Origin of the sequence: Asticcacaulis sp. W401b (assembly GCF_046503825.1) — a bacterium.
In the GTDB taxonomy this organism is placed as follows: domain Bacteria; phylum Pseudomonadota; class Alphaproteobacteria; order Caulobacterales; family Caulobacteraceae; genus Asticcacaulis.
The window spans coordinates 144,239-160,250 of sequence record NZ_JBKFEE010000003.1 but is presented as its reverse complement, the minus strand read 5'-3'; the positions used below and the strand labels follow the sequence as shown (position 1 = coordinate 160,250).

Below are 16,012 nucleotides of genomic sequence, written 5' to 3'. Positions count from 1 at the left end.
GTGTGTCGTTCTCTGATCAGGCGTGGGGGGCGGAAGGCGGGAGGTCTTCAGGCCTGTTGACGAAGGTGTCGCTGAGGATTTCGCCGTCTTCCATATGGATGACGCGGTCGGCATAGGCTTCGAGGCGCGGGTCGTGGGTCACCACGATCACCGCCGCTCCGTGCTCCTTGGCCGCGCGGTGGAGGAGCTTGATGACCACCTGCCCGGACACGGAGTCCAGCGCCGAGGTCGGTTCGTCGGCAAACAAAAGCTGCGGGTTCTTGGACAGGGCCCGCGCGATGGCTACGCGCTGCTTTTCCCCACCCGACAGGGCCGACGGCGTCTGCCTCAGACGCTTGTCCAGCCCCACCTCGGTCAGGGCCTGAATGGCACGGCTGCGCGCTTCGGACTTCTTGACCTTGCAGTATTTAAGCACCTGCTCGACCTGCTGGGTGGCATTGAGCGCCGGGAAGAGGTTGAAGCCCTGAAAGATGAAGCCGCAGTGATCGAGACGGAACTTGTCGATCTTGGCCTTTTTCTTTTTCCACAGGCTTTCGCCCAGCGCGACCACCTCGCCCTCATCGGGCTTCATCAGGCCGGACAAGGCGGCGATCAGGGTCGATTTACCCGAACCCGAAGGCCCCATGACCATGGTCACCTGACCATGATAGGCGGTGAAATTGACGCCCTTGAGCACCGGCTGCTTGATCTTGCCGATCTTGTAGCTCTTGGTCAGCCCCTTGGCTTCGATAGCAAGTTTTCCGGTCATCGCAGCAGATCCGCAGGTTGGCTCTTTTTGAGCACGCCAAGCGACAGAAGGCCGGAAATGACGGCGATCGTCAGCAACATGATGGCGATAGTGATAATCGACCACAGGGGATAGAACATGGTCAGGCCGACGGCATTGGCCAGCGCGGTGACGCCCACCAGCAGGATGCCCGTCATCATCAGGCCGGCCACCCCGACCCAGAAGCTCAGCTCCATAATAATCAGGTTGAGATTGCCCATCGAGACGCCCAGCGCACGCAACGACGCAAACTCCTTGATATTGGCCAGAATGGCCCCTTGAAGCGTCTGCCAGGTGATGACCACCCCGATGAAGACACCGACGATCAGCATGAAGCCCAGCATGATGACGATGAAGGATTCCTTGAACATTTCCGCCTGATTTTCACGGGCGAGGTCCTCACGGGTCCAGGCGCGGAACTGCTTGTTGCTCATGTTATTGAGGTCCTGAGCGACAATGGCGGCGCGCGACGGGTCACGCAGCTTGACCAGAAGCGAACCGACACGCGGCCCTTCGTCATAAAGCCTCAGCAGCTTGGCCGTCTGACGCGACATAAAGACCATCGAGTTGAACAGGCTGGGGTAGTTGGTGATGGTGGCGCGCACATTGACGGTACGGCCGTTCATCTGCGCCTTGTCGCCGACCTTAACGCCCAGCTTGGCCAGAGAGGTGGCATCAACCACCACCGAATAGGGCTCCTGAAGCGCCAGAATGACGTCTTCGGGGAAGTCGGTCGGCAGGGTCACCGCCCCTTCGATCGGATCGACGATGATCACCTGCACGCCGTCGCGCTTGGCCGATTGCCCCGGCGACGGGAAGTTCGCCCACATGGCCCAGCGCTGGGTATAGGGCATGACCTCCACCACTTCGGGGTGCTGATAAAGGGTCGGGATATTGCGGCGCGGCTGGCTTGAGCCAAAGCCTTGCGAATCGGGCGGCAGCACCATGAGATCGGCCGGTGAGCGGTCGATGGTGGCGGTAAAGTTCTTACCGATCCCCATGAACATGCCGACCAGCGACAACACCAGCAGACCCGCCACAGCCAGCGCTATGACCGCGGCCATATAGCGCCGCCATTCATAGATAAGCGTAGATAGAGCCAAAGACATAAACAGGTTCCCCAGGCTGCGCGAAGGCGAACGGATGGTTTCCGCCCCTGACGCCCCTAAAAACAGATGAGAAACGACCGCCCTTTCCGACACCCGTGCCGGACGCGCCCCGCCCTCTTGGCCCTAGCATCGTTAGTTTCATCTCAGACGTCCAATTAATTCCGCGTAACGAAAGCAAAAGGGCGCGGCGCACGCCGCCGTTGCGGGGGGGCATCAGGGCAGTTTTTGCCGCCTCAGACTGAAGCGTTCGGCTGCCTCCGGATTTTTCCCAACAGATTCAGCGCGTTGAATTTTTCGCCCGGCTGGCACGGCTCTTGCTTCTTGTGAAACATGGTTAACGCGCCGTCGCAGAAGGAGGCCGACAATGGATAATGCGAGCTATGTCGCCCTGTCGCGTCAGCTGGTTTTGCGCCGCGAACTGGACGTCACGGCCAACAATCTGGCCAATATGAACACCAATGGCTACAAGTTCGAGCAGTTGCTGGTCGAACCCGAAGAGGGCCGCCCCGCCTATAACCTGCCGATCCGCGCCCCGGCCAATTTTGCCTATGACAAGGGCGTCGGCCGCGACTTTTCGCAAGGGGCCCTGACCCCGACGGGCGGCGATTACGACGTCGGCATCGAAGGCGAAGCCGCGTTTTTCGTCATCAACGGCGCCAACGGCCCGCTCTATACGCGCGACGGCGCCTTTACCGTATCGCCGCAGGGCGTGCTGGTCACCGGCGATGGTCTGCCGGTGCAGGGCGATGGCGGCGACATCCGCCTCAATCCCGAATTTGGCGCGCCGTCGATCTCGGCGGACGGCGTGGTCTCGCAACGCAGCACCGACGGTATCGTGCGCGCGGGCCGCATCAGCGTGGTGCGCTTCGCCAGCCTGTCGGACCTTGAAAAACAGGGCGACAACCGCTTCCGCGCCACCACCAATGTCGCGCCAGACCCGGCCACCGATGTGCGCCTGCGGCAGGGCATGATTGAAACCTCGAACGTCAACGCCCTGAGCGAGGTGACGCGACTGGTCGAAATCAACCGCGCCTACGCCTCGGTGACCAAGATTATCGAACAACAGGCCGAACTGAACCGCAGCGCCGTCGAGCGCCTTGGCCGCGCAGCGTAAGGAGTATAACCCATGCGTGCTTTGAGAACCGCCACCACCGGCATGTCGGCTCAGCAGCTCAATGTCGATACCATCTCGCACAACATCGCCAACATGAACACGGTCGGCTTCAAGAAGCAGCGCGCCGAGTTTCAGGACCTTCTGTATCAGAATGTCGAGCGGATGGGCGCGCAGTCTTCGGAATCCGGCACGGTCGTCCCCACCGGTATTCAGGTCGGCGGCGGCGTCAAGACGGGCAGCGTCTATCGCATCCTGACGCAGGGCTCCCCCACCCGCACCGACAATCCTTACGACATCATGGTCGATGGCCGCGGCTATTTTCAGGTGCTGATGCCGTCGGGGGAAACCGCCTATACGCGCGCCGGCAATTTTGCCGTCAACGATCAGGGGCAACTGGTCACCGACGATGGCTATCTGGTGCAGCCGCAGATCACCTTTCCGCAGGACACCAAGGAAGTCACCATCTCCAAGACCGGTCAGGTGTCGGTGACACAGGATGGCGTCACCGCCCCCACCGTCATCGGTCAGCTTCAGGTCGCCAGCTTCTTCAACGAAGCCGGCCTCGAAGCCATTGGCGACAACCTGTATCTGCAATCGGGGGCTTCGGGTGCGCCCAATATCGGCACGCCGGGCGATGTCGGCTACGGCACCCTGATGCAGGGCTATACCGAAGCCTCGAACGTCGATGCCGTGTCGGAAATCACCTCGCTGATCGTCGCCCAGCGCGCCTATGAAATGAATTCGAAAATCATCAAAACCGCCGACGAAATGTTGTCGGTGACCAGCAGCCTGCGCAACTAAGGATATAGCTGATGCACCGTTCGGTCTATATGCTGATGCTGACCGGGGCCGTGGCCCTCAGCCTGATCGGGATGACCGCCGCGCCTGTGCAGGCGCAGGCGACGCTGGTGCTGAAGGCGCAGGTCACCGACGGCGACGGGCGCATCACGCTGGGCGATCTGTTCGACAATGCGGGGGCCGCTTCGGACGTGGTCGTCGGCACGCGCGTCGGGCAAAGCGCCGTCCTCGATGCCGGTCAGGTTCAGGCCAGGGCGCGTCAGGCCGGGCAGTCGTGGCCCAATCCGCAGGGCCTGCGCCGCATCATCGTCAGCGCAGGCGCCGATGGCACAACGTCCACGCAAGCCCGCGCCGAAGCCGGGCGCACCAAGGACGTGCTGGTCTTCACCCGTACCCTCAGCGCCGGTGAGGTGGTCGCCGCCGCCGACATCGCCTGGCAACCGGTGCAGGCGCATCTGGCGGGCGGCAGCCTGATCAGCGACCCTGAAACCGCCATCGGCAAGACGGTGCGCGTGCCCGTGCGCGAAGGCGGCATGGTCCGCCCCGGCGACCTGACCGCGCCCCTGGTCATCAGGCGCGCCGAAATGGTCAAGGTGACGTTTGAAATGAACGGCGTCAGCCTGTCCATGACCGGCCCGGCCCAGAAGGACGGTGCGGTCGGCGACCTGATCATGGTGCAGAACCCCGCGTCCAAAAAACTGATCGAAGCCGTTGTCACCGGCCCCGGCAGCGCCGCCGTCGGTGAGGCCGCCCAAAGCCTGCGCAACCGCGCCCTCTATTCCTCCCGTTAAGGCAAACCCATGCGTTTCCCCGTTCTTGTCACCGTTGCCGCTCTGACCGCCGCCGCCCTGTCGGGTTGCGCCAGCGTCAACGAAGCCGTCAACGGCCCGTCCCTGCAACCGATGGGCTATCCGGCGCAACTGGTGCCGCAGCAGCAGGTCTATGCGGCCCCCGCCTCGACCTCGGCCTCGGCCAATTCGCTGTGGCGCACGGGGGCCAAGGCCTTCTTCAAGGACCAGCGCGCCCGCCACGTCGGCGACATCCTGACCGTCACCATCGACATCGACGACAAGGCGCAGACGCAGAACACCACCTCGCGCAAGCGCGACGGCAGCTATACGGGCTCGGTGCCCAGCGTATTCGGGCTGGAATCGTCGCTGGGGAAGATTTTGCCCAGTGAGTACAATGCCGCTGCCGGCCTGTCGAACAACACCGCCGCCGAATTTTCGGGCAGCGGCAGCGTCAATCGCTCGGAAAAGATTTCGCTCACCGTCGCCGCCATCGTCACCGGCGTCCTGCCCAATGGCAATCTGATCATTCAGGGCTCGCAGGAGGTGCGGACCAACCGCGAGGTGCGCGAACTGATCGTCTCCGGCATCGTCAATCCGCAGGACATCTCCTCGGCCAATATCATCAAACATACGCAACTGGCCGAAGCGCGCATCTCCTATGGCGGGCGTGGCGACGTCAGCCGCATGCAGTCCGCCCCGGTCAGCCAGAACCTGATGGAAAAGTTCTCTCCCTTCTGAGTGCGCCGCAATGCGCAAATTTAAGCGCATCTTGACATTTCAATGATAGGTTTAGAGTCCCCCGCCTTCGGACTCCCATGCCTGCGACGCCCGCCTACGAACGTGACGACTATCCGCGACCGGTCCGCGCGAGCGACCGCCGTGACGCCGTAGAGCCCCCTCTGAACGGGGCAGCCCTCATGCTGTTTCGCATCGAGGCCCTGCTGGCGGCCTTCTGCGTCTTCATGTTTTCCGAAGCCCTGTGGGCCCCGCTGTTTGCCCCCAATCAGGAAAATGGCGGTGAAGTGTCGTGGATGCGCCTGTTGTGGCTGCCCGTCTATGGCCTGACCCTGTTGCTCAGCGTGGTGCGGGCCGACCGTTTCCTGCGCGTCCTGCCGGGGCTGGTCATGGCCGCCGCCCTGCTGGCCCTGTGCTATGCCTCCGGCTGGTGGTCGATTGATCCCTCCGTCACCAGCCGCCGCTCACTGGCGCTGGGCTTTACCCTGTTGTTTGGCCTTTATCTGGGAGCGCGTTTCAAAGGCTCAGACCTGACGCAGATCGTCGGCGGCACCTTCGCCGTCATGGCGGTCGGCAGCATTCTGGCCGCCCTCCTCTACCCCACCATGGGCGTGCATCACGACATCAATGCCGGGGCCTGGCGCGGCCTGTGGCACGAAAAGAACCAGATGGCGTCTTTGATGACCTTTGGTTTTGTCGCCTGTTGCGCCAGCGCCTTCCTGCTGCCCGAACGGCGCGCCCTGTGGATCGGGTCCGCCGCCCTGATCTTCTTCCTGATTATCATGTCGCGGTCAAAAACGTCGCTTCTGGCCTGCCTGCTGGCGCTGGGGGCCATGCCGGTCCTGTCGGCGCTGCGCAGCGGCGGCGTGAAAAGCGTGCTGTTCGTCTGGGGTGGTGCTACCGCATCGCTGATCGGCGGCGCGGTCTTCTTCCTGATGCCCGAAGCCGTGTTCAAGGCGCTGGGCAAGGACCCGACCCTGACCGGGCGCACCCAGATATGGGAGTCGCTGCTGAGGCTGTCGGATCAGCGTCCGTGGCTGGGATACGGCTACAAGGCCTTCTGGGGGCCGGATTCCATCCCCAACCAGATCGTCAAGAAGGAGACCAACTGGGACGTGCCGTCGGCGCACAATGGCTGGCTGGACCTGCTGGTGCAACTGGGCTGGGTGGGCGTGATCCTGTTCGGGAGCTGTCTGGCCGTCACCTTCTTCTGCGCCCTGTTCCGCTTTGCGCGCGTACGGGACGGCTATTTTTCGGTTCTGGCCCTGTGTATCTTCAGCTTCCTCATCCTGTCGGAAAGCTTCATTCTGGGGCAGAATAACCTGATCTTTGTGCTGTTTATCTGCGCCATGGCGCGGCTGACGGCCAACCGGATGGAGCCGGTTTAAGAAAGCCCCCCCTACCACCACATCTCACCGCCGCTGGCGGTTCGTGTGGTCCCCCTCCCCAACAAGTTGGGGAGGTATAAGAAGGCAGAGGTCTCTTTAAGCCCCCGAACCCACCGCCTGCGAAATATGCGTCAGGCCATCGGCGTGCAGGCGCTGCACCAGATCGCGCTTGATCTCATCAATCAGCCCTGGCCCCTTATAGACCAGCGCCGAATAGAGTTGCACCAGCGACGCCCCGGCGCGGATCTTGGCATAGGCGTCGGCCCCCGAGGCAATGCCACCCGCGCCAATCAGGGTCAGCCGCCCCGCCGCCACCTTATAGGCACTGCGCAGCGCCGAGGTCGAAAGCCCGAACAGCGGCGCGCCCGACAGGCCGCCCGTTTCCGTCGCCAGAGCTGAGCGCAGCGACTCCGGCCGCTCGATCGTGGTGTTGGAGACGATCAGCGCATCGAGCCCGTGCGCGATGGTCGCCTCCACCGCGTCGGCGATTTCTTCCTCGCTGAGGTCCGGCGCGATCTTGAGGAAGATCGGATAGTTGTTGCCCGTCACCCGCACCAGATCGGCGCGCGTCGCCGCAATCTGCCCCAGCAGCTCATCAAGGTGCGCCCGCCCCTGTAAGGCGCGCAGGCCCGGCGTGTTGGGCGAGGAGATGTTGGCGGTAAAATAGGACGACAGGCCCCACAGGCGTTTCAGGCCCGTGACGTAATCGGCCATGCGATCCGTGGCGTCCTTATTGGCCCCGATATTGGCCCCCAGCACCGGCGCCGAGGCGCGGCCCTGATAGCGCTCCAGATGGCTGGCGAAGACCTCAAGCCCCTTGTTGTTAAAGCCCATGCGGTTGATCACCGCCTCGTCCTCGCTCAAACGGAACAGGCGCGGGCGCGGATTACCGGCCTGCGGCAGGGGGGTCACCGTACCACATTCGACAAAGCCAAAGCCGGCGCCGCTCATGGCCAGCGGCACATCGGCATTCTTGTCAAACCCGGCGGCCAGACCGACGCAATTGCGCACGGCCAGCGTCCCGCCTGTGAAGGCGATTTCCGTGCGCAGTTCCGGCGGATCATAGCTGGAACGCGGCCCAAACCCTGATTTCAGCGCCAGAATCGTCACCGCGTGGGCGTCTTCGGCCTCCAGAAGATGCAGCGGTTTCAGCGCCAGCCGGTAGAGGTCCATCACTCGCCCCCGATCAGGTCTTTGGGCTTCAGCAGGTCGTCGAAGATCGGGCGACCGGCCACATCGACCGTAAACACCGTCACGGCCGCCGTCGGATACGAGCCGCGCGCCCGGTCGATATCGACCTGGGACGCCGCCCCTTCGGTCATATAGTCGAGCACTAAATACTGGATACCCGGATTGTGCCCGATGATCAGCAGGCAATCGCCCGCCTCTTCGTGCGCTTCGACCAGACGGCGGAGGTCGGACGCGCCCATATTGAACATATCGTCGCGCACCTCACCGGCTATGTCGCCCAGCACGCCCTTGACGGCGTCAAAGGTCTGGTGCGTGCGGTGCGCCGCGGAGACCAGCGCGTAGTCGGGTTTGAGGCCGCGCGCTTTCAGCGCCTCGGCGACGGCGGCCGCTTCGCGCACGCCGCGCTGCATCAGGTTGCGCTCGAAATCCTCGCCCGAGGCGCTGTCCTTTTCGGCCTTGCCGTGGCGCATGACGATCAGGTGTTTCATCATGAGTCGTGTTCCTTTTTCTAGCCCGCTTATGGACGCGAAAGCCGTCACGGTTCAAGAACTAATCTCCTCCCTACGGCTTGCCGTGGGGACCGGGCCGCCGGTCCGGGTGGCCGTGAGCGCAGCGAACTGACTGAGGGGGACCCCTCGGACGACCGTGCACTCTGAAGCCTTGGTTAGCTTCGCCCCCTCCGTCTGCTCACTACGTTCGCATCCACCTCCCCATCGCTGCGCGACAGGGAGGAGGGTATCATCAATGCCCCTGCGGCGTGGGTTGCGGCAGCGGTACGCCCAGCTTGTCGCGGATATCGTCGATCACCGACACCGCCGTGCCGCGCACCGGCGCGCGGATCACGCGCTTGCCCGCCTCCATCAGGATCAGCCCGCCGCGATAGGGCCACACGCGCGGGGCCCACTCTTCAAAGGTCTGCGCCCAGCGCAGCAGCGAACGCAGGGGCGGCACATAGAGCGCATAGGACCAGGCGATCGGTTCCAGCTCTGCCGCCCGCAGCAGGGTTTCCAACTGCGTGCGCGAAAAGGGCTGTCCATGGCCGAACGGCGTCTTTTCGGCGTGGGTCCACAGGCCGCCGCGCGCCACCACGGCCAGAATCAGCCGTCCGTTAGTAGTCAGACAGCGCGAAGCTTCGACCAGCAGGGCTTCCGGGTTGGGCGATTCCTCCAGCGCGTGCATCAGGAAAATCCGGTCGAACAGGGCCGAGGGAAACGGCATGTGCTGCTCATCGACCAGGGTTGAGCGGCTTTTCAGCCCTTCGGGCCAGATTTCCGCCCCCTGCGCCGACGGCATGGCGGCGATCACGCGCCGCGCTGTGCCATTGAACGTATCAAGATAGGGTGTGGTGTAGCCCAGCCCCAGCACATCCGACCCCGTCACATCGGGCCAGGCTTCGGCCAGCTTCTGCGCGACCATGCGCCTTGTCACCGCGCCTTCGGGCGTGGCATAGAAACGGCTCAGTTCGGATACGATACGACGCAAGGCGGGTCCTCAGGGGATCAGACCTCCTATATAGGATGCTTTGTGCGCTTTAGGGGAGGATTTTGCCATGTCGGCCCTGCAAATTCATCAGTTTCCGGCGCTCAACGACAATTACGGCTTTGTGGTCCGCGATCAGGCCTCGGGTCAGGTCGCCTGCGTCGACACCCCCGATGCCGAAGCGGTGACGGCGGCCCTGACGGCGCAGGGCTGGGGGCTCGACTACATCCTCAACACCCACTGGCACCCGGACCATACGGGCGGCAATGCGGCGCTGAAAGACCGCTATGGCTGCCTGATCTACGGCCCCGAAGAGGTGCGTAAGGCCGCACCGCTTGATCAGGTTTTAAGCGGAGGTGACCGGTTCGCGCTGGGCCAGACCGTGTTCGACGTGCTCGACCTCAAGGGGCATACGCTGGGCCATATCGGCTATTGCGCGCCGTCGGAACAGGTGGCCTTTGTCGGGGATACCCTGTTTGCGCTGGGCTGCGGGCGGTTGTTCGAAGGCAGCGCCGAAGACATGTGGAGCAGCCTGCAACGGCTGCTGGCGCTCGATCCGCAGGCGACGCTCTACTGCGCGCACGAATATACGCTGTCGAACCTGAAATTTGCCGAGAGTTTGGGTCAGTTCCCGGAACTGGAAGCGCGCGCGGCGGACATTCGCGCCCGCCGGGCGCGCGACGAGCCGACCGTGCCCATGCGTCTGGCCGACGAAATCGCCACCAATCCGTTTGTGGTCTATCCGCTGAGAAAAAGCGGCTTTGCCGCTCAGGCCGCAAAGTTCGGCGAAATCAGAGCGGCCAAGGACCGGTTTTGATCGGCACCCTTACGGCGCGTTGCCGCCGCTGGCCAGCACCTTCATCACACGTTTAGACGACGGTCGGCCGCCCCAACCCTTGCTGAGGTCCAGCTTGAGCATCAGCGTATCGCCTTCGACCCAGGCGCTGGGCGGACGGCCTTCGATCAGCTTGACCTCCTGCACGGGGGCCAGAAGTTTGCGCCCCTTTGTGGTCGCTGACATTTCGACAATGGCATCGGCGGTCACGGTCGCCGCGTCAGCGAACAGATAGTCGGCGCCCGGCGTCTGCACATCGGCTTCAAAGCGCACCAGACGGCTGAGGGCCGCCGAGGCCTTTTTGGAGGTGCGCACCAGATGCTGGAACAGTTGCGACGGTGACATATGGCCCGGCTCAAAGGCTTCGGCGCGGCCGGCCACGGCCACCGGATCACCCGTCGGGCGGTCCTTTGAAAACAGGATCATACCGCCCCAGCGCGTCGCCTTCAGCACCGGTTCGCCCAGATCGTTCTTGAAGATGATATCGCCCATCGGACCGGGCGTCGGGGTAAGCGCCCACACCTCGCTGTCGCCATCGAACTGGATCAGCGGGTTGCGGCGGCTGCGGTCCAGCACAAAGCTGGCCCCGCGGTCGGTGGTAAAACGCGCCACGGTCGGCGGCGCATTGGTACGCCCGTCATTGGGCGTCGCCCGGCCAATCAGCGAGTCGCGCAAGGTGCGTTCGGCCTGCGCCTGCGCCACGCCGGCAACCGGCAGGCAAAGGGCGAGGATCAGAAGGCAGAGCGCCCGACAAAGGGTCTGAAACCGGGTGGGACGCAATGTGAACTGAGGCTGTGTCATCGGGGCGTAAACTACGCACGGAAATAGGCGGAATTAGGACAGGCCGGAGGTGTCTTAACGGCGCTAATCGTTGAATGACAAGCGATTGCGGCATTTTTGTCACAAACCAGCGCGCGAATGATAACCGCTCTCAAATGGGCGTGCCGCAACGGTATAAGGTATGAAAAATCCCCCGCCATCGAGATGGCGAGGGACACGTTCTCCGCATATATGCGGCACAGCCTGCATAAGGCCTAGCTGGCCATATGCTGACCGCCATTGACGGCTATGGTGGCGCCGGTGATGAAGCTGCCCATGTCCGACGCCAGGAAGGCGACGATTTCGGCGACTTCTTCGGGGGTGCCCAGACGCCCGACAGGGATGCCGGAGACGATCTTTTCCAGCACCGCCGGGGCGATGGCCGAGACCATTTCGGTCGAGGTATAGCCGGGGGCGACGCAGTTGACCGTGATGCCCTTGGCCGCCGATTCGAGCGCCAGCGCCTTGGTAAAGCCGATGACGCCCGCCTTGGCCGTCGAATAGTTGGCCTGACCGGCCTGACCCTTCTGACCATTGATCGACGAGATGTTGATGATGCGGCCATAGCCGCGCTCACGCATGCCTTCGATAACCGGGCGGGTCATGTTGAACATCGAATCGAGATTGGTGTGGATGACTTCCTGCCACTGCTGCTGGCTCATCTTGTGGAAGAAGCCGTCGCGGGTGATGCCGGCATTATTGACCAGCACCTCGACGGGGCCCAAAGCGGCCTCAACCTCGGCCACGGCGCGCTGACAGTCGGCGAAATCGGCCACCGAGCCCTTGACGACGAAGACGCCCAGCTCTTCGGCGACGCGGTTGGCGTTTTCTTCATTGCCGGCGTAACCGGCGGCCACCTTGAAGCCAGCGTCCTTGAGGCGCTTGGCAATCGCCTTGCCGATACCGCGCGTCCCGCCCGTAACCAATGCAACTCTGCTCATATTTTTTGATCCTGTAGGTTTAAAATCCGGCCCTGTTCTCCTCCCCACCTTGTGGGGAGGCGGACCGCGAAGCGGTGGAGGGGTACGGCTCTGACGGTCATACCCCTCCGTCTGCTCATTTCATTCGCATCCACCTCCCCACGCCGTGGGGAGGTGAGATTAGGCGACGGTCTCGACGGTCAGGGCAACCCCCATCCCCCCGCCAATGCAAAGCGTGGCAAGGCCCTTCAGCGGCTTGCCCGCCTCAGTCGCGCGGCGGTTCAGTTCAAAGATCAGCGTGGTCAGGATGCGCGCGCCCGACGCCCCGATCGGGTGGCCGATGGCGATGGCGCCGCCATTGACATTGACCTTCGACGTGTCAAGACCCAGTTCCTTGACGACGCACAGGGCCTGAGCGGCAAAGGCTTCGTTCGATTCGACGAGGTCGAGATCGGCGACGCTCCAGCCGGCCTTTTCCAGCGCCTTTTTCGAGGCCGGGATCGGGCCCGTGCCCATGATAGCCGGATCGACGCCCGCCGTGGCCCACGACCTGATGCGCGCCAGCGGTTTCAGGCCGCGCGCCGCCGCTTCGTCGGCCGACATCAGGACCAGCGCCGCCGCCCCGTCATTGAGGCCCGACGCATTGGCCGCCGTCACCGTGCCGTCCTTCAGGAAGGCGGGCTTGAGGCCGGCCACGCTGTCGAGCGTTGCGCCGTGGCGGATGAATTCGTCTTTATCGACGACCGTATCGCCCTTGCGCCCCTTGATGGTCACCGGCGCGATTTCGGCGTCGAACTTGCCGGCCTTCTGAGCGGCTTCGGCCTTGTTCTGCGAGGCGACGGCAAATTCGTCCTGCGCCAGACGGGTGATCTCCCACTTGGCGGCGATGTTTTCGGCCGTCTGACCCATATGATAGTTGTTGAAGGCGTCCCACAGGCCGTCCTTGATCATGGTGTCGGCAAACGAGATGTCGCCGAACTTCTGGCCATTGCGCAGGAAGGCCGCGTGGTTGGCCTGCGACATGCTTTCCTGACCGCCGGCAATAACCACCTTCGCATCACCCAGCGCGATCTGCTGCGCGGCGAGCGCCACCGCGCGCAGGCCCGAGCCGCAGATCTGGTTGATGCCCCAGGCCGGGGTGGTGTTGGGCAGGCCGCCCTTGATCGCCGCCTGACGGGCCGGTCCCTGCCCCTGCGCGGCGGTAAGCACCTGACCCAGAATCACTTCGTCGATCTCTTCTGCCTTGAGGCCGGAGCGTTCCAGCACGGCCCGGATCACATGGGCGCCCAGCTCCGCCCCCGACAAAGAGGCCAAACCACCCAGAAACGAACCGACCGGTGTACGGGCCGCAGCCACTATCACCACGTCAGACACAGAGCTTACCGACATGAAAATTCCCTTTTGAAAATAACCGGACGTTTCCCTTGCAACCGCTCATTTGCGCGCGTATCCGGCGAGTTGACGGTTCGGACCCTGCCCCAAAGGCGTGACGGTGTCACGACACAAAATATGTGCAAAAGTCTCCAAACACGTGATTTTGAGCGCAAATTTTTCGCATGTGCACAACCATCACGCCAGATTTACCGCATTTTGCACACGCACACGCGCTTTATCGCCGCACACCCCTTGAACAACTGAGGGAATAGCCATTTAGTAGGTGCAGTTCTTCCGCATAAGCATAAAAAGCCGCGGAAAACCTCTTCGCTTTTCGCATCTGCGCGACGGATCATGTTGCGCAATATGAACCGCGAAGATGGCATCACACTGGACCCGTACAGGGGGAGTCAGGATCAAGGCATGACCGAAACCAAAACGAAGACCAAACGCGGCGATCAGGAACGCGTGGTCATCAAGAAATACGCCAACCGCCGTCTGTATAATACCGCCACCAGCTCCTATGTGACGCTGGACAACCTGTCGGACATGGTGCGTCAGAATATCGACTTCATCGTCTATGACGCCAAGACCGGCGACGACATCACGCGCGGCGTGCTGGCGCAGATCATCTTTGAAGAAGAGAGCCGCGGTCAGAACCTGCTGCCGATCCAGTTCCTGCGTCAGCTCATCTCCTTCTATGGCGACTCGATGCAGAACCTTCTGCCGACCTATCTGGAAATGTCGCTCGACGGTTTTGCCAAGCAGCAGGAGCGCTTCCGCTCGCAATTCTCTCAGGCCTTTGGCGGCGCGCCGGGGCTCGGCTATTTCGATGAGCAGGTGGCGCAGAACCTGGCCATGTTTGACCGCGCCATGCGCATGTTCTCGCCCTTCTCCTTTGCCGCCCCCGGCGCGGCCCCCAGCGCGGGCACGGCCGAACCGGCGGCCCCGGCTGCGGCTCCCGCGCCTGCGGCCGACAGCGATCAGGTCAATGAACTGCGTCAGCAGATCGAGGCCATGAAGGCGCAGATCGACCAGTTGGCGACGCGCAAATAGACTCTGTTTTAAGACTATGGGTGTAGAGTGGGCGGGAGCTTCGGTTTTCGCCCCTTTTCTTTTGCCGACAGAATGACGAAAAAGCCCAACCTTCCTGTGCCTGCTGGTCCCGCTGTGGAACACGAACCCTCGTCCACGCGGCGGGTCAACAAGGCCTATGAGAATGTGGACTATGCGGCGCAGGTGCTGGGCGGCGGCGAAAAGCGCGGCCTGCGCGGCGGGCCGGAGACGCTGGGGCGGGCAAAAAAGACCTATCTGGCGTCCGAATATTCCGGGCCGAACGACCGCCGCCCGGCACCGGGCCGCATCAAGCGTGAGAAGATATAGAGCCTGCCGCAAAGAATTCTATCATTATGATGGAAACATAATGATCTCGGCCAATACGGCCATCTTGGCGGCAAGAAAAAACTTCGCACCATATGGATTTAACCACAGATTACACAGATTTCACAGATAGGTTCTGCGCGCCAATACTGACGACACACACACGGATAATCTGTGTAATCTGTCCAATCTGTGGTTTCTAAAGTGGCATTATTCCATCAAAGGTCATTCCGCTTTTAGCGCCGGAAACGGGTTTAAGGTTAAGGTGCTTTAACCGCACGGCACGGCTTTTGCAGCGCGCCCCGCATCTGATGCGGAGCGTCCCATGCCTACCTTGATGCCGATCCTGACCAAGACCTTCGACGTGCTGCTGATCGCTACCATCTTCACGCTGTTTACGTAGGGGGGCTATTTTAGTTGGAAACACCATCCCGCTACGGTGCCTCCCCTGGAAACAGGTTTCGGCAAAGCCAAACCCGGGAAGATGAGTTGGACGATTGAGTAGTGCCGTCCGGCGTTTCAGCATAAGGGCTTCGAGAATGGACAAGCTACTGTTTGAACTGGCGGATTTGCAAATCTGGCGGCGCGGCAACCGTTATTTTGTGCGCTATGATGCTGGATCGCATCAGGTTGTCATCCGCGAAGATGAAATCAGCGAAACCGAGGCACGCGAAGGTATGAAAAGCGGCGTAGCGGCGGTTAAAATGCTCCACGCCTTGCAAGACAGGCTCATCCAGCAGGGCATCAACCCGTACACTTCAAACCTGTGACGCTCAGCCAAATTCCAGATCGCGGCGGGCGGTGATGATGGTCACGATAAAGCCGGCCAGCACATCGAGCAGGGTCATGGTGGTGAGCAGGAAGAAGGTCGACGTGCCAAACGGGCGCAGCAGCAGAAACTCGACCAGACAGATGATAAACAGCACCATCGACAGCGAGTGATTGACGATGGCCACGCTGTCCGAACGGGTCGATTTCAGAAGCTCGAAAAACAGCATGATCAGGCCGATAAACACCACGACATCGCCGGTGGAGATCAGCCACTTCGTCCCGGCCGACGGCATGGGCACGCTGAACAGCACGTGGCTCAGGCCATTATAGGCGGAATTGGCGTCGCTGCCGAACATGTGGAACAGGGCGACGATATTATACACCGCAACGGGAATGGCCAGCATCGGGAAGGCCGTCAGAATCCCCCCCTCGTCCTTCTTGGCCGGTGCATTCGCCATGTGCTTCCCCGTTTGCGAGATGACTGCTGTACCTACTACCGCGTTTCGCTGTTCCTGACTAGCCATCCCGTTAACCCCGTTCTC

At 62.3% G+C, this 16,012-nt stretch carries 18 protein-coding genes; 9 read left to right on the top strand and 9 right to left on the bottom strand.

From position 1 onward, the window contains the following. Positions 1-16: 16 nt before the first annotated feature. Together ACK8OE_RS08280 and ACK8OE_RS08275 are read right to left on the bottom strand one after the other, a co-directional pair. Positions 17-748 carry an ABC transporter ATP-binding protein gene (locus ACK8OE_RS08280; RefSeq protein ID WP_290799661.1) on the bottom strand — a complete coding sequence of 244 codons (732 nt, stop codon included), beginning with the start codon at positions 746-748 and terminating at the stop codon, positions 17-19. Then, positions 745-1,875, bottom strand: a complete 1,131-nt coding sequence (locus tag ACK8OE_RS08275) for an ABC transporter permease (protein WP_290799662.1) — start codon at positions 1,873-1,875, stop codon at positions 745-747. The genes ACK8OE_RS08280 and ACK8OE_RS08275 overlap by 4 nt, the downstream gene beginning before the upstream one ends. Before the next feature lie 364 nt (positions 1,876-2,239). Here ACK8OE_RS08275 and flgF point away from each other — a divergent pair, with 364 nt between their 5' ends. The 5 genes from flgF (at position 2,240) to ACK8OE_RS08250 (ending at position 6,701) form a co-directional block, all read left to right on the top strand. Continuing rightward, positions 2,240-2,989 carry a flagellar basal-body rod protein FlgF gene (flgF, locus tag ACK8OE_RS08270; protein ID WP_410272162.1) on the top strand — a complete coding sequence of 250 codons (750 nt, stop codon included), beginning with the start codon at positions 2,240-2,242 and terminating at the stop codon, positions 2,987-2,989. 12 nt (positions 2,990-3,001) lie between these two features. Continuing rightward, positions 3,002-3,790: a flagellar basal-body rod protein FlgG gene (flgG, locus tag ACK8OE_RS08265; RefSeq protein ID WP_290799664.1), complete on the top strand. Its 789-nt coding sequence runs from the start codon at positions 3,002-3,004 to the stop codon at positions 3,788-3,790. 11 nt (positions 3,791-3,801) lie between these two features. Further along, positions 3,802-4,578, top strand: coding sequence for a flagellar basal body P-ring formation chaperone FlgA (gene flgA, locus ACK8OE_RS08260; protein ID WP_410272161.1), 777 nt, complete (start codon positions 3,802-3,804; stop codon positions 4,576-4,578). A gap of 9 nt (positions 4,579-4,587) precedes the next feature. Beyond that, positions 4,588-5,316 (top strand): flagellar basal body L-ring protein FlgH, encoded by a 729-nt coding sequence (gene flgH, locus ACK8OE_RS08255; RefSeq protein ID WP_410272160.1) that lies wholly within the window; start codon positions 4,588-4,590, stop codon positions 5,314-5,316. A gap of 77 nt (positions 5,317-5,393) precedes the next feature. Next, positions 5,394-6,701 carry an O-antigen ligase family protein gene (locus tag ACK8OE_RS08250; protein WP_410272159.1) on the top strand — a complete coding sequence of 436 codons (1,308 nt, stop codon included), beginning with the start codon at positions 5,394-5,396 and terminating at the stop codon, positions 6,699-6,701. Positions 6,702-6,797: 96 nt separating this feature from the next. Here the strand turns inward: ACK8OE_RS08250 and ACK8OE_RS08245 are convergent, their stop codons facing one another. The 3 genes from ACK8OE_RS08245 to ACK8OE_RS08235 form a co-directional block, all read right to left on the bottom strand. Beyond that, a complete protein-coding gene (locus ACK8OE_RS08245) occupies positions 6,798-7,874 on the bottom strand; it encodes a quinone-dependent dihydroorotate dehydrogenase (protein WP_410272158.1) in 1,077 nt (358 codons plus the stop codon). Then, complete coding sequence (locus ACK8OE_RS08240) at positions 7,874-8,383, bottom strand: SixA phosphatase family protein (protein ID WP_410272157.1); 510 nt, start codon at positions 8,381-8,383, stop codon at positions 7,874-7,876. The genes ACK8OE_RS08245 and ACK8OE_RS08240 overlap by 1 nt, the downstream gene beginning before the upstream one ends. A gap of 250 nt (positions 8,384-8,633) precedes the next feature. Further along, the gene (locus ACK8OE_RS08235) at positions 8,634-9,374 is read right to left on the bottom strand and encodes a class I SAM-dependent methyltransferase (protein WP_290799670.1); all 741 of its coding nucleotides are present in this window, start codon (positions 9,372-9,374) and stop codon (positions 8,634-8,636) included. 67 nt (positions 9,375-9,441) lie between these two features. On the opposite strand from ACK8OE_RS08235, the gene gloB reads away from it, so the two are divergent. Next, positions 9,442-10,188: a hydroxyacylglutathione hydrolase gene (gloB, locus tag ACK8OE_RS08230; protein ID WP_410272156.1), complete on the top strand. Its 747-nt coding sequence runs from the start codon at positions 9,442-9,444 to the stop codon at positions 10,186-10,188. Positions 10,189-10,197: 9 nt separating this feature from the next. Here the strand turns inward: gloB and ACK8OE_RS08225 are convergent, their stop codons facing one another. The 3 genes from ACK8OE_RS08225 to ACK8OE_RS08215 all read right to left on the bottom strand — a co-directional run bounded on the left by ACK8OE_RS08225 (position 10,198) and on the right by ACK8OE_RS08215 (position 13,319). Then, positions 10,198-11,007 (bottom strand): DUF4908 domain-containing protein, encoded by an 810-nt coding sequence (locus ACK8OE_RS08225; protein ID WP_126421032.1) that lies wholly within the window; start codon positions 11,005-11,007, stop codon positions 10,198-10,200. A gap of 233 nt (positions 11,008-11,240) precedes the next feature. Beyond that, on the bottom strand, positions 11,241-11,966 hold the full coding sequence (gene phbB / locus ACK8OE_RS08220) for an acetoacetyl-CoA reductase (RefSeq protein WP_290799672.1): 726 nt from the start codon (positions 11,964-11,966) through the stop codon (positions 11,241-11,243). 159 nt (positions 11,967-12,125) lie between these two features. Further along, complete coding sequence (locus tag ACK8OE_RS08215; protein ID WP_410272377.1) at positions 12,126-13,319, bottom strand: acetyl-CoA C-acetyltransferase; 1,194 nt, start codon at positions 13,317-13,319, stop codon at positions 12,126-12,128. A 423-nt stretch (positions 13,320-13,742) separates the two neighbouring features. On the opposite strand from ACK8OE_RS08215, the gene phaR reads away from it, so the two are divergent. From phaR to ACK8OE_RS08200, 3 genes are all read left to right on the top strand, one after another. Further along, a complete protein-coding gene (gene phaR, locus ACK8OE_RS08210; RefSeq protein ID WP_410272155.1) occupies positions 13,743-14,375 on the top strand; it encodes a polyhydroxyalkanoate synthesis repressor PhaR in 633 nt (210 codons plus the stop codon). A 114-nt stretch (positions 14,376-14,489) separates the two neighbouring features. Further along, complete coding sequence (locus tag ACK8OE_RS08205) at positions 14,490-14,702, top strand: hypothetical protein (protein WP_232037006.1); 213 nt, start codon at positions 14,490-14,492, stop codon at positions 14,700-14,702. A gap of 536 nt (positions 14,703-15,238) precedes the next feature. Beyond that, positions 15,239-15,469: a hypothetical protein gene (locus ACK8OE_RS08200; RefSeq protein WP_410272154.1), complete on the top strand. Its 231-nt coding sequence runs from the start codon at positions 15,239-15,241 to the stop codon at positions 15,467-15,469. 3 nt (positions 15,470-15,472) lie between these two features. Here ACK8OE_RS08200 and ACK8OE_RS08195 read toward each other — a convergent pair whose 3' ends face one another. Then, positions 15,473-15,928 (bottom strand): hypothetical protein, encoded by a 456-nt coding sequence (locus ACK8OE_RS08195; RefSeq protein WP_290799806.1) that lies wholly within the window; start codon positions 15,926-15,928, stop codon positions 15,473-15,475. Positions 15,929-16,012: the final 84 nt, after the last annotated feature.